The sequence below is a fragment of the Magnetovibrio sp. PR-2 genome (assembly GCF_036689815.1).
In the GTDB taxonomy this organism is placed as follows: domain Bacteria; phylum Pseudomonadota; class Alphaproteobacteria; order Rhodospirillales; family Magnetovibrionaceae; genus Magnetovibrio.
In genome coordinates this window covers 330092-343594 of sequence record NZ_JBAHUR010000001.1, presented here as the reverse complement: position 1 = coordinate 343594, position 13503 = coordinate 330092, and the positions used below count along the sequence as shown (strand labels likewise).

Genomic DNA, 13503 nt, shown 5'->3' with positions numbered 1-13503 from the left:
CACGGCGTGCTACACTTTTTAAGAGAAGAAAAAGATCTGAACTTCAATTCAGACGCTGCGCCTTGCTCTCGCAGACAAGGAAAGAGGGGGGGGGATGGGAAGCAAAAACCAAAAACCGGACCGGAGCTGCGAAAAGCAGCCGGATGCGTTTCTGAATAAGCTCAATTCGCATTTGGAAACCTTCATCGCCGACGTCATTGAGGCCGACAGTGCCCTGGGCCCTTTTCCAGCCCTGGCCAAATTGCGCACGTTAGCTGGTCCCAACGATTGCTGGACCGTCAACGACTGCACCAAGACCGATTGTCTTTCTTACGCCAACCCCCATGAGCGCTGCTGGCTCACCGCCGGCACGCTGTGCGATGGTTTAAGCGACGGCGACTTTGCCCAAAAGCTGGGCTCTTGCCTGAAATGCGAGGTGTATCAACACGCCCACACCTCTCGCGAAACGGCGTTGGTGGAAAACATCAACGTGTTGCTATTTCACCTCAATACCAAAGCCCAGAAATTGCGGGAAATGGCCATTCACGACGGACTGACCGGTTTGTATAACCGTCAATTTTTCGACGAAGTCATTGACCGCGAAATCGCCAACGCCAAGCGCCGCCACGAACTGCTGGGGCTGATGATGATCGATGTCGACAACTTCAAAACCATCAATGACGACTTCGGCCATATGGTGGGCGACGATGCCTTGCAAACCGTCGCCAACATCCTCACCAACAGCGTGCGCAAAAGCGATTTGGTGTTTCGGTTCGGCGGCGATGAATTCGTGGTCCTATTGACCAATATGCAAGACGGGCGTTTGGACCGCACCCGCGCGCGCATTCAAAATGCGATTGAAGAGTTAAACACGCTGACCCCCGACACACACTGGGAACTGGGGCTCAGCATCGGCGATGTGGTCTTCGATGCCCACAAACAAAGCATCACCAATGCGCTTTTGGAAGCTGATCGCAATATGTATCGCCAAAAGGCCAAAGCCAGTTGATCACCCCCGGGTCGCCACCATAAACAATCGACGAAACCCAAAGTCTGTCTTGCCGTCTGCCTTGGGCGCATAAGCGGCGCGCAACTTGTCCGCCAGCTGGGTGCGAAACGGGCCTTTGAGTTCAGGGGGCAAGGCTTCGCGCAGGCGCCCCAGATCGGTCGCAAAGACCCAATCCACCACCCCATCGCGACCCACCAACGTTTCACCATAAGTGTCTTCCCAAATCTTGAGAGATTGACTGACCGGGCTCAACCATTTCTCATAGCTTGCTATTTCAGATACGGGATCATCAGGCAACAGATGAACAAGACGTTCGGCCCAGGGGCCGTTTTTGGCGATCTCCAAGGTGATGGTGTGGCTGGGTTCTTTGTATTGATTGGGCATTTGCACCGCCAACACGCCGCCTGGGTTTAAAAAGCCCATCAATTTTGGAAACAGATTTTTGTGATCGTGCAGCTGGTTCAGCGATGCGTTGGCATAAATCAAGTCTTGGGCCGCGTCCGGCTCCCACCGCGCGATGTCGCCTTGTACGCAGTCAAAATCATCTCCGTGGTGCGAACGCGCCAGCATCAGCCATTCGGTGGAGCGATCCACCGCACTGAGTTCTGCCCCCGGAAATCTTTCACGCAAATAGGGAAGCACATTTCCCGGCCCACAGCCCAAGTCCGTTACACGTCGGGCCGACTGCAAGGGCACGGCGTTGAGCAAATCCAGAGCCGGTTGCAGGCGCGGGTCTATCGCGTCACTCATTGCGGACGTGTGGCGACCATGAACAGCCGGCGGAACGGGAATACGGTCTTGCCGTCTTGGCGTTTGGGGTACGCGCGCGCCAACTCTTGGGCCAAGGCGTTGACAAACATTTTGCGCATTTCTGGGTCCAGCGCTTCGCTCAAAGGTTTTAAGGCGGTCGAACCAATCCAGTCTAACACCGGATCGTCACCGTCCAACACCTGGGCATAGGTGGTTTCCCAGATATCCAGAGTTTCGCTCAAGGGCTTGAGCCAGTCGTAGTAATCGCCCATGTCCGCAACAGGGGCTTCGCGCAGCAATGGCTCTAGCGTCGACGCCCATGGACCTTTTGCAGCAACCTCGTTCATCAAGACGTGGGACGGTTCGGCCTGTTGGTTGGGCATTTGGATAGCAAGCGTTCCACCTGGGGCCAACTGATCCATCAAATGGGGAAACAACGTTTGATGATCATCCAGCCAATGCAGCACGGCGTTGGAATAGATCAGGTCTTGGGGCTGGGGGGCCGACCAGCCTTGGATGTCGGCCTGTTGCCAGTGGACCTTCAGCGCAGGGTTGAGAACTTCAGCGCGGTGCAACATTTCAGGGGAATTGTCGATGCCCAGCACCCACGCGTTTTGCCACAGTTTGCAAATGTACGGCGTCACCGTGCCCGCGCCACAGCCCAAATCGGTCAGGCGCTGGACATCGGCCAAGGGCACGCGGCTTAACAGATCAAGCGCCGGGCGCAAGCGCAGGTCTTGGAACTGCAGATAATGGGACGGGTCCCAATTGTTTGGAACGTTCACGGACGGTATCCTTCGATCAAAGCCATCTTCACCACATCCAACGCCTCAATCCCATGGGCCTCGGCGATGGGTTTGATCTTATCTTCGGCTTTAATCTCAATCCCTGCAAGTTTTAGACGGCCTTGGAACAGGGCGAACCCCATTTGCAACTCTTTCGCCAGGGCCCCGGCCGTTTTGCGTCCGACCCCGGTTCCGGCAAACTGAGCTTCGACCTCTTCAGGCGTGTAGCTCGATTGCACAGCCGGGCGGTCTTCCAAATGGCGGATGACCATATAGATATGCATAGGCGTGGTGGAATTAACCGCGGCAATGTCTTTCAGCTTCATGCGCCGGTCCGGGACCTCAATGTCTTCGCCGTTTAGGGCGTCAATGGCTTTGGGCAAATCGATGAACTGGCGCTTGGCAAAGCCCACCAAGGACACGTCTTCGGCGTGCCCGAACGGCGGCTCAAAATCGGGTGAGGTAATCCAGCTGTCTTTGATCTGGTCTTCCAAATCAAAAATCCAACTGGCGGGCGGCACGTTGGCGAGGCTCAACCCAAAGAACACGGCGATGATAATCAACGAACCATAGACCGTATTTCTCACATGCACATGGCCTTTGGCGCGCTCTGCCATGTAATTCTTAAACGGCTTCCAGTTGTAGACTAGGTGCACCACGCCCACGACCACAAAGACGATGGAGAAGATGATGTGCAGCTCCCCCCACGCGGTCTTGGTCAGTCCGCCCAAGTCCCACACCACCCAGTTGGCGATGCGCCCTTGGGGCGTGATGTAGAGCACCACGCCCGTGACCGTCGCGACCACAAAGGCCCACGTCGTCACCAAAGACGTCATGGCGCGATAACTGGTTTTCTTTTTCGGTGTGTTCATAACCGACCCCCGATCTAAAGAACGCATAAAAATATAATACGCTTCTAATGTAGGGGCGAACAGGTTTGTTTTATGAAAGAAATTTCAACACGAACCGAACGATTTTGCGGGTGCGGTCGCTGAACAAAGACGGCGTATAAAAGCTGCCCGCCGCGCGCTTGCTCACTTCGCCCAAGGTCGGATACGGGGCGATGGTGGACGCCAAAGCCCCAATTTTGAGGCCTTGTTCCATGGCCAAAACCCACGGTTGGATCAGCTCCCCTGCACGCGGTCCGGTGATACCTGCGCCCAAAATCTTACCCTTTTTGGTCACCACGGCTTTGACCAAACCGTCGGTGAGACGCTCCGCCCGGGCGCGGTCGTTTTCTTGGAAAGGGTGTTTCAAAACACGGATGTTGTCTGCACCAAACTGATCGCGGGCTTGGCGTTCGGTGAGCCCCACTTGCGCGAGCTCCGGGGCGGTGTAGGTCACCCACGGCACCGTTTGGTGTTTGGCTTTGGCCGGCAGCTTAAAGAGCGTGTTGCGGATGACGATGCCCGCGTGATAGCCCGCCACGTGGGTAAACTGCAGCCCACCTGCCACGTCGCCGATGGCAAACACGCTTTTGTTGGATGTGCGCAAACGTGCATCAACCATGATGCCCTTCGGCGTGTAATCAATGCCACCGCGCTCCAAATCCAACCCGCCGACATTAGGGCGGCGTCCGGCCGCCATCAACAGGTGCGAGCCCTTGATCACATGTTCGCGCCCGTCGTCGTCTTCGCACACGATCTCCGGCGCATCCTTGGTTCCTTGGGCACGCACAACGGTGACACCTTCATGGATCACCACGCCGTCGGCCAGCAGACGGTTTCGCACCACACGCACCAGCTCGGGATCATCCTTGGGCATGATCTTAAACATCTCCAAGATGGTGACCTGTGAACCTAAGTTCCGAAACGCTTGGGCCAGTTCACAGCCAATGGGGCCGCCGCCGACCACGATCAAGTGCTCGGGCACGCTCTCAAGCTCAAAGATGTTTTCGTTGGTCAGCACATACAGCGGGGCCAGACCTTCAATCTCCGGCACAAACGCGCGCGATCCTGTAGAGATGATGATCTTTTTCGCATGCACAGTTTGGTCGTTGACGGCAACTGTGTTGGGACCTGTGAAGCGGCCCGCACCTTGGATGACGTTAACGCCTAAGCCTTCGAACCGCTCCACACTGTCGTGGGGGGCGATGCCCGCGATGACGTCGTGCACGTGCGCAAAGACCTGTTTGGCGTCAATTCCCACATCCCCCACATCAATGCCAAAGCGGCTGGCGTGACGGGCGTCTTGGGCGGCGTGGCCAGCGGCCAACAGGGCTTTGGACGGCACACAGCCATAGTTCAAACAATCGCCGCCCATTTTGCCCTTTTCAATGAGCACCACGTCGGCGCCCATTTGCACGGCACCCGCAGCGACCGACAAGCCCCCTGAACCTGCACCGATGATGCAAAGGTCACACTTCACCAAATTCGACATGCATCAATCCTTATTTTGAGACTTAAATTTACGGTGCAACACGGGCACCACCGACAATCCTGCCAAGGCCAAAATGGGCAACAACACTTGGGGTTCAAAAATCAGCCCCAAATCGGGCTCGGCCCCGCTTTCAAAGACCGATCCCAGCCCCGCACCCACAAACGCAAACACGAAGGTGCCGGGAATGATGCCCAAAAACGTCGCCGTGACGTATGTGGACAGTTTCACATCCAACAACGCCGGAACCAAATTCACCAGCCAGAACGGAAACGCCGGAACCAGGCGCAAAAACATCAAATAGTGAAACGCATTTTTCTGAAAGCCGTCTTCCATGCGCTTGAGATTCTCGCCCGCTTTGGCGCGAAACAGATCGGCAAAGGCATAGCGCGCGGCCAAGAAAATCGCCGTGGCACCGACCGTCGCCCCCACCACCGTGTACAGCCCGCCAAGCCAGCCACCGAACACAAAACCACCGGCCAATGTCAGCCACACCCCGCCCGGCAGTGAAAACCCCGTCACCACGATATAAAGCCCGACGTAAACCAAAACGGCGCCAAGGGCATTGTCTTGGGCAAACCCAACCAAATCCGTGCGGTGGCGGGACAAGGCTTCGAAGCTGAGGTATTCATGCCAGCCCTGGGCAAAAAACAACACCAATCCCGCCGCCACGACGGTGATCGGCAAGAAGCGCATCAGTTGAGATGGTGTTTGCTTAGGCATTGTTTTTTCTAAACTATTCACGGTGTCGAATTCCTTTTCAGCGACGATTTGGCTAAAAGTACATTCGATCAAGTTTCCCCATTGGTTACAAATATCGGCTCTAGCGGCCCAGTTTACCAGCCAAGCTTAGCCAAATCCCTGGAATGGGTGGAAAAAAACCCGGAAAAAAGCCACGGTTTGCGTTGACTTCCGGCCTGTGAGCCCATATACAACGCACCTTGAATTTTAGATAACGGAGAAGACACGTGAAACGCACGTATCAACCGAGCAAACTGATCCGCAAACGCCGTCACGGCTTCCGCGCCCGCATGTCGAGCGTCGGTGGCAAGCGCATCTTGGCCGCTCGTCGCGCCAAAGGCCGCAAACGCCTGTCCGCTTAATCCCGGAGACATGCAGCCCCGGATTGAGCGTCTGAAAAAGCGTCCCGAATTTCTTCGGGTTGCTGCGACGCGCAAGAAGTGGGCGACACCTGGGCTAATCCTCCAGGTCAAAAGCCACCCTGCGAACGGCCACCCTGTGGAAGGGGCGAACCGCACGGATGGCTTTTTGCGTGTGGGGTTTACGGTGAGCAAAAAGGTCGGCAATTCAGTCGAACGCAACCGCGCCAAGCGGAGACTTCGGGCCCTTGTTGCAGATATTATGCCCACCCACGCGCAAGCGGGCTTTGATCTGGTGATCATTGGACGACGCGCAACACTGACCCGGGCCTACACCAAGTTGGCCGGGGATTTGATCAAAGCTCTGGATAAAACCGGAGTGAGCGTCAAAGGAGAAGAGAGCACATGAACCCCGTCGCGTATATCCTACGTGCCTTGGTCAAGGGCTATCAGTTGGTGATCTCCCCGGTTTTGCCGGCGAGCTGCCGCTACTATCCCACGTGCTCCAGCTACACACTGCAAGCGATTGAGACCCACGGCGCGCTGAAAGGCGCCTGGATGGGGCTAAAACGTATTGGCCGGTGCCATCCGTGGAACGACGGCGGTTACGACCCCGTTCCCGGCACGCCTGAACATCAAGACCATCACAAACAGACACACCATACGCATACGCACAGCTCTTGTGGGTGTGCTCCAGACGCAAACGTCTGAATTGGGGATAAAAAGACATCATGGATAACCGCAATCTGATTTTGGCCGTCGTGCTTTCCGTCGCGATCTTGTTTGGGTTCGAGCTGATCTTCCCGTCCAAGCCCGTGCAAACCACGGCAGAGCAGACGCAACAAACCGTCGGCCAAGACCCGGCTTTGCCCACCGCGCCCCAAATGCCGTCCGCCACACCACAAGCTGCCCAAACCACGGGCCAAGCCGGCACCATGGCCGGTGCGGATATGCAGCTGATGGACAAGCTGAACACGGCTGAAGAACTGGTCAAACAAGGCGCGCGTGTTTCCATCACGTCCCCCAGCGTCACCGGCTCCATCGCGCTCAAGGGTGGGCGCATCGACGACTTGATCTTGAACACTTACAACGAGACCTTGGACGAAGGCAGTGCGAAAATCCGCTTGCTGACACCGCGCGGCACCATGGACAGCTACTACGCCGAATACGGTTGGGTGGGCACCAACATCAAAACGCCGAACAATGAGTCCGAATGGACTGCGGATCGCACCGTTTTGGATCCGGCCAACCCCGTAACGCTGAGCTGGAACAACGGCGAAGGCTTGACCTTCAAGCGCACCATCGCCATCGACAAAGACTACATGTTTACCATCACCCAGCGCGTTGAAAACAATTCTGGCGAAGCGGTGACCATGAGCCCCTACGGCCTGGTGACCCGCTGGGGCACGCCGGAAGTTTCGGGCCTGTATATCCTGCACGAAGGTCCTTTGGGCGTGTTCGAAGGCGTGTTGGAAGAATTCGATTACGACGATCTTGTCGACGACGGCACCCTGACGACCACCGGCGGCATCCGCAACCAAACCACCGGCGGTTGGATCGGGTTTACCGACAAATACTGGCTCACCGCGTTGGTTCCGGACCAAAAACAAACGGTCAACACCCGTATGTTCTATACCCAAACGGGCATGATCCAAAAATACCAAACAGACTTCGTCGGCCAGCAATTCGCCGTCGCCCCGGGTCAAACGGCTGAAGCCACCACGCATTTCTTCGCAGGCGCCAAACGTGTGACCTTGTTGGATCAATATGCCCAAGAACACGGCATCGTAAACTTCGATTTGGCCGTCGATTTCGGCATGTTCTACTTCCTCACCAAGCCGATCTTCCATGCTTTGCACTGGCTGCATGGCGTGTTGGGCAACTTCGGTGTGGCGATCTTGCTGCTGACCGTGGCGATCAAGTTGGTTTTGTTCCCGCTGGCGAACAAGTCCTACACCGCCATGAGCAAAATGAAGAAGCTGCAGCCTGAAATCAAAAAGATGCAGGAACGCTTCAAAGACGACAAGATGCGCCTGAACCAAGAAATGATGGCGCTCTACAAAAAAGAAAAAGCCAACCCGGCAGCGGGCTGTTTGCCGATCTTGGTGCAAATCCCGATCTTCTTTGCTTTATATAAAGTGCTGTTGGTCACCATCGAAATGCGCCATGCACCGTTCTTTGGCTGGATTCAGGATTTGTCCGCGAAAGACCCGGCCACCATTTTGACCGGCTTTGGTTTCTTCCCCTGGGACGTTCCGGTGATGCTGTCGCCCTTTGACATCGGCGTGTGGCCGATCATCATGGGCCTGACCATGTACATGCAGCAAAAGCTGAACCCCGCACCGACCGATCCGGTTCAGGCCAAGATCTTCATGTATCTGCCGTTCATCTTCACCTTCATGCTGGCGCAATTCTCTGCTGGTTTGGTGATCTACTGGGCCTGGAACAACGCCCTGTCGATCTTGCAGCAATGGGTGATCATGCGCCGCATGGGCGTGAAAGTCGGCGGCTGATTTGTCATGAGCGATATCGCACCGCTCCCCGTTGAAGACAGCTTTTCGCAAGACGAGCTGGAGCAAGGCCGCAAGGTCTTCGCGGGCGAGTGCACGTTCGTGTTGGGTGCGGCGGGCCTCAACCAAATCCCCGACACGACGCTTCCCGAAATCGCCTTTGCCGGGCGCTCCAACGTCGGCAAGTCGTCGCTGGTGAACGCGCTGACGGGGCGCAAGTCCTTGGCGCGCATGTCCCACACCCCGGGCCGCACGCAGCAGGTGAACTTCTTCGATTTGGCCGGGCGCATGTTGATGGCCGACCTGCCCGGCTACGGTTACGCCAAAGCACCCAAAGACGAAGTCAAAAAGTGGACGCGTTTGGTCAACAGCTACCTCAAAGGCCGTGCTCAGTTGATGCGCGTGTTGGTGCTAATCGACAGCCGCCACGGCATCAAAGACGTGGACCGCGACATTTTCAAAATGCTCGACACGGCAGCGGTGTCTTATCAGATCGTGCTGACCAAAATCGACAAGGTCAAAGCCGGTGAGCTGGAAAAACTGAAAACCAAAGTCCAGGCAGAGCTCTCCAAACACGTGGCGTCTCACCCCGTGATCCGCGCCACCAGCTCGGCCAAAAAAATCGGCATTGAAGAGCTGCGCGCGGACTTGGCGCGCATGGCTGTCTAAGACCCTGGTATAGAAACTCTATTTGAGATAATTTGAGCGCATTATGGCAGACGAAGCAAAAATGAAAATCGATCCCGAGGCCCCGCCCGAAGCTTGGCTCAAGCAAGCCAAGACCCTGTCGGAGGCCCTGCCCTACATGCGCCGTTACGCGGGTGAAACCCTCGTGGTGAAATACGGCGGCAACGCCATGGGCGATCCGGAATTGGCCAAGCTGTTTGCGCGCGACATCGTTTTGCTGCGCCAAGTCAGCGCCAACCCCATCGTGGTGCACGGCGGTGGTCCGCAAATCGCGGCCATGCTGGACAAGCTCAAAATCGAAAGCGAGTTCATCCAAGGCCTGCGCGTCACCGACAAAGCCACCGTGGACGTGGTGGAAATGGTCTTGGCGGGCTCCATCAACAAACAAATCGTGACCGAGATCAACGGCGCGGGCGGCTTCGCCGTGGGTCTGTCCGGCAAAGACGGCAACTTGATCCGCGCGGAAAAACTGCACCGCACGGTGAAAGACCCTGACAGCAGCATCGAACAGGTCATCGACCTCGGCTTGGTTGGGGAACCCAAATCCATCACCACCCACGTGCTGGACAACTTCGACGAAAGCGACATCACCCCGGTGATCGCCCCCATCGGTGTGGGCGACGAAGGTGAGACCTACAACATCAACGCCGACACCGCTGCGGGTGCCATCGCCGGGGCCATGGTCGCCAAACGTTTGTTGATGTTAACCGACATCAAAGGTGTGCTGGATCAAAACGGCAAGCTGATTGAACGCATGACCGCCATGCATGCGCGCGAACTGATCGAACAAGGTGTCATCAAAGGCGGCATGATCCCCAAGGTGGAAACGTGCCTCAACGCCATCGACGAAGGCGTCGAAGCCGCCGTCATCATCGACGGCCGCATCCCGCACGCATTGCTGCTGGAACTGTTCACCAAGCATGGTGCAGGGACGTTGATTACGCGGGACTAACCGCGCCTGATCGCAAATCTAAAAGCCCGGCTCATGGGATTGAGCCGGGCTTTTTCTTTTCGGCTGGGTGGTTGTTTGCGTTGCCCCCCCTCACCCTCCCCCCCTCTCCCTTGAGGGAGAGGGGGTAAGTCGGGGGCTAGGAATTTGGGACTGAGGTTCCCATATCTCTACACAGACAACGGAGCCCCACCCATGCCCACCTACACCAAAAACCCCGACGCCATTGCAAAGCTCACCGAAGAACAATACCGTGTGACACAAAAGAGCGGGACGGAGGCGCCGGGCTCGGGTGAATACCTCGACAACAAGCGTCCCGGCATCTATGTCGACATCGTTTCCGGCGAACCGTTGTTTTCGTCCATTGATAAATTCAACTCCGGGTGTGGCTGGCCAAGCTTTGCCAAACCCTTAGAGCCCAAGCATATTCAAGAGCTGCAGGATTTCTCCCACGCCATGAGCCGGGTTGAGGTGCGCTCCACCCACGCAGACAGCCACTTGGGCCATGTGTTCACCGACGGGCCGCGCGCCCTGGGCGGTTTGCGCTACTGCATCAATTCTGCGTCATTGCGCTTCATTGCGCTGGAGGACATGGAAGGCGAAGGCTACGGTGCGTACATCGACATGATCGCGGCTAGCTAAGAGCGGTTCTCAACACACTTGTAACCCCGCAGGAATAGCCCTAATATTCGTAGGACAAAAGACTGAGGGGGTCTAAATGAGTGTGTACCAAAAGGCTTTGGCCTTAAGTTTTGTGCTTTGGGCCGGGCTTGCGAGCCTTTCCGAAGTGAACGCCGCTGATACCAAAAAACCGCTGAGCTTGGGCTTTATGCCTTACCTTAACGCCGAGTTGTTGGTGGAAAAATACACGCCCTTAGCAAGCTATCTATCAACTAAACTGGGCCGTGACGTCAACATCCAGGTCGCCAAAAACTATGGCGATCACATCGCCGCCACGGGCGAAGACCAGCTCGACATTTCGTTTTTGGGCGGCAGTCCCTATGTCGTCATCGCTGAGAAATACGGTGTGAAGCCCTTGTTGGCGCGCTATGAATTCGACGGTAAGCCGACCTTTCGCGCGGTGATCTTTGTTTACAAAGACAGCCCGCTCAAAGACTTGGCCGCGCTGAAAGGCAAAACCATGGCGTTCGGCAGTGCCAAATCGACGCTCAGCACCCAAGTTCCGCTGTACATGCTGATGCAAGCGGGGGCGGGTTTGGATCAGTTGGCCAGTTACAAGCACCTGCGCAATCACTCCAATGTCGTATTGGGGGTTGAGATCGGCGACTTTGACGCCGGGGCCGTCGCCGAAGAAGTCTTTAACGAACACAAAGCCAACCCCGTTCGGGTGCTGGCCTATTCGCCCGATTTATCCACCCACGTGTTTGTGACGCGCGCCAACATGGAAGCTAACCTCAAAACCAAAATCGCCAAGGCGCTTCAGGATTTAAAAACCGAACCCGAAGGCAAAGAGATCTTGGCCGCCATCGGTCCAACGCTCACCGGCTTCGTTCCCGTTCAAGACAGCGACTACGATCTTCACCGCACCATTTTGAAGGAAGTCCTGCCCGTCCTGGAACCGTAAAACACAATGATCACCAACCTGCACAGGCAAAATCGCTTCGTCTTCGCCGTCATGATCGGCTTGCTGAGTGCTGTTGTGTCGTTAGCCAGCCTCAAGGTCTTTGAGCAGCAAAAAGACCTGTTGCTAGGTGAGATTGAAGAAGCGACCCATACCGAGCTGGAACTTCTGGGCGGTGTGTTGAGCGATGCCATGTTGCGCAACGACTATTCCGAAGGACGCCGGGTCCTCGCAGAATGGCCCATCAATCATCACGATGTCGCTGCGTTACGCGTGGTTATGGACAATGGGCGCACCTTTTTTTCATACGCTGCTGAAGAAGACGCCCAAGCCGTGCATGAAAAATCGAAATCGTTTCAATATGGACCGCGCACACTGACCATCACCTTGACGCACAATGCAAAAGGGTTGGCACAAACCCTCACCCAACTCAGCCGCAATTTGTTGTATTTGACGCTGCTGATCATTGCCCTGTTGAGCGCCATTTTATGGTTCATTTTGTTCCACTGGATGATCAAACCCATGGAACAAGAAATCGCCCATCAGACCAAAGCCTTGCGCACCGCCAAGGACAACTTGGAACAACAAGTCGCAGAGCGCACGCAGTCCCTGTCCACCGAGGTCGATATCCGCAAAAAGGCCGAGCTGTCTTTGCGCAAACTGGTGCGCATCGTCGACCAAAGCCCGATTATCGTATTCATCACCGACACCGAAGGCACCATCGAATACGTAAACCCCAAGTTCGAAGAGGTCACGGGTTACAGTGCCGCCGAAGCCGTCGGCCAAAAGCCCAGCTTGCTGAGATCCCCCGACACACCGCCCGAAGTTCATCAACAATTGTGGGAAACGATTTTGGCCGGACACGATTGGTCGAGCGAGATCAAAGACGTGTGCAAAGACGGGTCAGATTTTTGGGCCAGCGTGCACATTTCCCCCATTCGCAACGAACACGGCGAGATTTCTCATTTTGCAGCACTGCATGAAAACATCTCGGAACGCAAAATGGCCGAAGAAGCCATGCATGACGCCCGTCGCGCAGCGGAAATGGCCAACAACGCCAAGACCGAGTTGCTCGCCAACATGAGCCACGAGCTGCGCACACCGTTGAACGCCATCATCGGCTTTGCCGACACCATCAAGCACGAGTTCTTCGGACCCATCGACAATCCGCAATACAAGGAATACATCAGCTTCATCCATTCGTCCGGCTCGCACCTTTTGGAGCTGATCAACGACATCTTGGACGTCACGGCCATCGAAGCGGGCAAACTGAAGCTGCGCGAAGAAGAGGTCGATATCCGCGAAATCTGCGACACGTCATTGCAAATTGTCACCAACCGGGCCGTCAGCGAAGCCGTCGACATCCGCGGCATCGACAATGCCAGCTTGCCCCGGCTTTACGCCGACCCGTTGCGTTTGAAACAAGTGTTCATCAATCTTTTGTGCAATGCGGTGAAATTCACCCCAGAAGACGGAAACATATCTTGCCATGCAAAAGTTACCGAAAGTGGGGATATGGTGGTTTCCATTGTTGATTCCGGCATTGGCATGAGCGACAAAGAGCTTGCCAAGGCCATGGATAAATTCGGCCAAGTCGATTCCTCCCTCGCACGCAAACACGAAGGCACAGGCCTGGGCTTGCCGTTGACCAAGGGCTTGATCGAGCTGCACGACGGGGTTTTTGAAATCAGCAGTGAACCGGGTCAAGGCACACAAATCAACATGCGCTTCCCCGCTGCCCGCGTCTTAAGCCAAGACGAAGCTGCAAACGCTTAA

The 13503-nt window shown here is 56.0% G+C and carries 15 protein-coding genes; 10 read left to right on the top strand and 5 right to left on the bottom strand.

What is annotated here, in order from left to right; translation table 11 throughout:
• Positions 1 to 94 precede the first annotated feature (94 nt).
• Positions 95 to 988 (top strand): GGDEF domain-containing protein, encoded by an 894-nt coding sequence (locus V5T82_RS01750; RefSeq protein ID WP_332893855.1) that lies wholly within the window; start codon positions 95 to 97, stop codon positions 986 to 988.
• On the opposite strand, the gene V5T82_RS01745 is transcribed toward V5T82_RS01750, so the two are convergent.
• The 5 genes from V5T82_RS01745 to V5T82_RS01725 all read right to left on the bottom strand — a co-directional run bounded on the left by V5T82_RS01745 (position 989) and on the right by V5T82_RS01725 (position 5622).
• Complete coding sequence (locus tag V5T82_RS01745) at positions 989 to 1738, bottom strand: methyltransferase domain-containing protein (protein WP_332893854.1); 750 nt, start codon at positions 1736 to 1738, stop codon at positions 989 to 991.
• Positions 1735 to 2523: a methyltransferase domain-containing protein gene (locus tag V5T82_RS01740; protein ID WP_332893853.1), complete on the bottom strand. Its 789-nt coding sequence runs from the start codon at positions 2521 to 2523 to the stop codon at positions 1735 to 1737. The genes V5T82_RS01745 and V5T82_RS01740 overlap by 4 nt, the downstream gene beginning before the upstream one ends.
• Complete coding sequence (locus tag V5T82_RS01735) at positions 2520 to 3395, bottom strand: DUF4405 domain-containing protein (RefSeq protein WP_332893852.1); 876 nt, start codon at positions 3393 to 3395, stop codon at positions 2520 to 2522. Before V5T82_RS01735 ends, V5T82_RS01740 begins: the two co-directional genes overlap by 4 nt.
• Positions 3396 to 3465: 70 nt before the next feature.
• The gene (locus tag V5T82_RS01730) at positions 3466 to 4902 is read right to left on the bottom strand and encodes a dihydrolipoyl dehydrogenase family protein (protein ID WP_332893851.1); all 1437 of its coding nucleotides are present in this window, start codon (positions 4900 to 4902) and stop codon (positions 3466 to 3468) included.
• Between the two features lie 3 nt (positions 4903 to 4905).
• Positions 4906 to 5622, bottom strand: a complete 717-nt coding sequence (locus V5T82_RS01725) for a TVP38/TMEM64 family protein (protein WP_332893850.1) — start codon at positions 5620 to 5622, stop codon at positions 4906 to 4908.
• 245 nt (positions 5623 to 5867) lie between these two features.
• On the opposite strand from V5T82_RS01725, the gene rpmH reads away from it, so the two are divergent.
• The 9 genes from rpmH to V5T82_RS01680 all read left to right on the top strand — a co-directional run bounded on the left by rpmH (position 5868) and on the right by V5T82_RS01680 (position 13503).
• On the top strand, positions 5868 to 6002 hold the full coding sequence (gene rpmH / locus V5T82_RS01720; RefSeq protein ID WP_332893849.1) for a 50S ribosomal protein L34: 135 nt from the start codon (positions 5868 to 5870) through the stop codon (positions 6000 to 6002).
• Between the two features lie 10 nt (positions 6003 to 6012).
• Entirely contained in the window at positions 6013 to 6408 is a 396-nt protein-coding gene (gene rnpA, locus V5T82_RS01715) for a ribonuclease P protein component (RefSeq protein WP_332893848.1), read from the top strand.
• Positions 6405 to 6710, top strand: coding sequence for a membrane protein insertion efficiency factor YidD (gene yidD / locus V5T82_RS01710; protein WP_332893847.1), 306 nt, complete (start codon positions 6405 to 6407; stop codon positions 6708 to 6710). The genes rnpA and yidD overlap by 4 nt, the downstream gene beginning before the upstream one ends.
• Before the next feature lie 20 nt (positions 6711 to 6730).
• A complete protein-coding gene (gene yidC, locus V5T82_RS01705) occupies positions 6731 to 8512 on the top strand; it encodes a membrane protein insertase YidC (RefSeq protein WP_332893846.1) in 1782 nt (593 codons plus the stop codon).
• A 6-nt stretch (positions 8513 to 8518) separates the two neighbouring features.
• Complete coding sequence (gene yihA, locus V5T82_RS01700) at positions 8519 to 9178, top strand: ribosome biogenesis GTP-binding protein YihA/YsxC (RefSeq protein WP_332893845.1); 660 nt, start codon at positions 8519 to 8521, stop codon at positions 9176 to 9178.
• Between the two features lie 43 nt (positions 9179 to 9221).
• Positions 9222 to 10148: an acetylglutamate kinase gene (argB, locus tag V5T82_RS01695; RefSeq protein ID WP_332893844.1), complete on the top strand. Its 927-nt coding sequence runs from the start codon at positions 9222 to 9224 to the stop codon at positions 10146 to 10148.
• A gap of 192 nt (positions 10149 to 10340) precedes the next feature.
• Positions 10341 to 10787, top strand: a complete 447-nt coding sequence (gene msrB / locus V5T82_RS01690; RefSeq protein ID WP_332893843.1) for a peptide-methionine (R)-S-oxide reductase MsrB — start codon at positions 10341 to 10343, stop codon at positions 10785 to 10787.
• Between the two features lie 76 nt (positions 10788 to 10863).
• The gene (gene phnD, locus V5T82_RS01685) at positions 10864 to 11730 is read left to right on the top strand and encodes a phosphate/phosphite/phosphonate ABC transporter substrate-binding protein (protein WP_332893842.1); all 867 of its coding nucleotides are present in this window, start codon (positions 10864 to 10866) and stop codon (positions 11728 to 11730) included.
• 6 nt (positions 11731 to 11736) lie between these two features.
• On the top strand, positions 11737 to 13503 hold the full coding sequence (locus V5T82_RS01680; RefSeq protein ID WP_332893841.1) for a sensor histidine kinase: 1767 nt from the start codon (positions 11737 to 11739) through the stop codon (positions 13501 to 13503).

Coding starts and splice junctions, on each gene's coding strand:
- V5T82_RS01725 (WP_332893850.1), bottom strand. CDS start 5,622: ATGCCTAAGCAAACACCATCTCAACTGATGCGCTTCTTGCCGATCACC.
- V5T82_RS01680 (WP_332893841.1), top strand. CDS start 11,737: ATGATCACCAACCTGCACAGGCAAAATCGCTTCGTCTTCGCCGTCATG.
- V5T82_RS01730 (WP_332893851.1), bottom strand. CDS start 4,902: ATGTCGAATTTGGTGAAGTGTGACCTTTGCATCATCGGTGCAGGTTCA.
- phnD (WP_332893842.1), top strand. CDS start 10,864: ATGAGTGTGTACCAAAAGGCTTTGGCCTTAAGTTTTGTGCTTTGGGCC.
- yidC (WP_332893846.1), top strand. CDS start 6,731: ATGGATAACCGCAATCTGATTTTGGCCGTCGTGCTTTCCGTCGCGATC.
- argB (WP_332893844.1), top strand. CDS start 9,222: ATGGCAGACGAAGCAAAAATGAAAATCGATCCCGAGGCCCCGCCCGAA.
- V5T82_RS01735 (WP_332893852.1), bottom strand. CDS start 3,395: ATGAACACACCGAAAAAGAAAACCAGTTATCGCGCCATGACGTCTTTG.
- msrB (WP_332893843.1), top strand. CDS start 10,341: ATGCCCACCTACACCAAAAACCCCGACGCCATTGCAAAGCTCACCGAA.
- yidD (WP_332893847.1), top strand. CDS start 6,405: ATGAACCCCGTCGCGTATATCCTACGTGCCTTGGTCAAGGGCTATCAG.
- V5T82_RS01745 (WP_332893854.1), bottom strand. CDS start 1,738: ATGAGTGACGCGATAGACCCGCGCCTGCAACCGGCTCTGGATTTGCTC.
- rnpA (WP_332893848.1), top strand. CDS start 6,013: ATGCAGCCCCGGATTGAGCGTCTGAAAAAGCGTCCCGAATTTCTTCGG.
- V5T82_RS01750 (WP_332893855.1), top strand. CDS start 95: ATGGGAAGCAAAAACCAAAAACCGGACCGGAGCTGCGAAAAGCAGCCG.
- yihA (WP_332893845.1), top strand. CDS start 8,519: ATGAGCGATATCGCACCGCTCCCCGTTGAAGACAGCTTTTCGCAAGAC.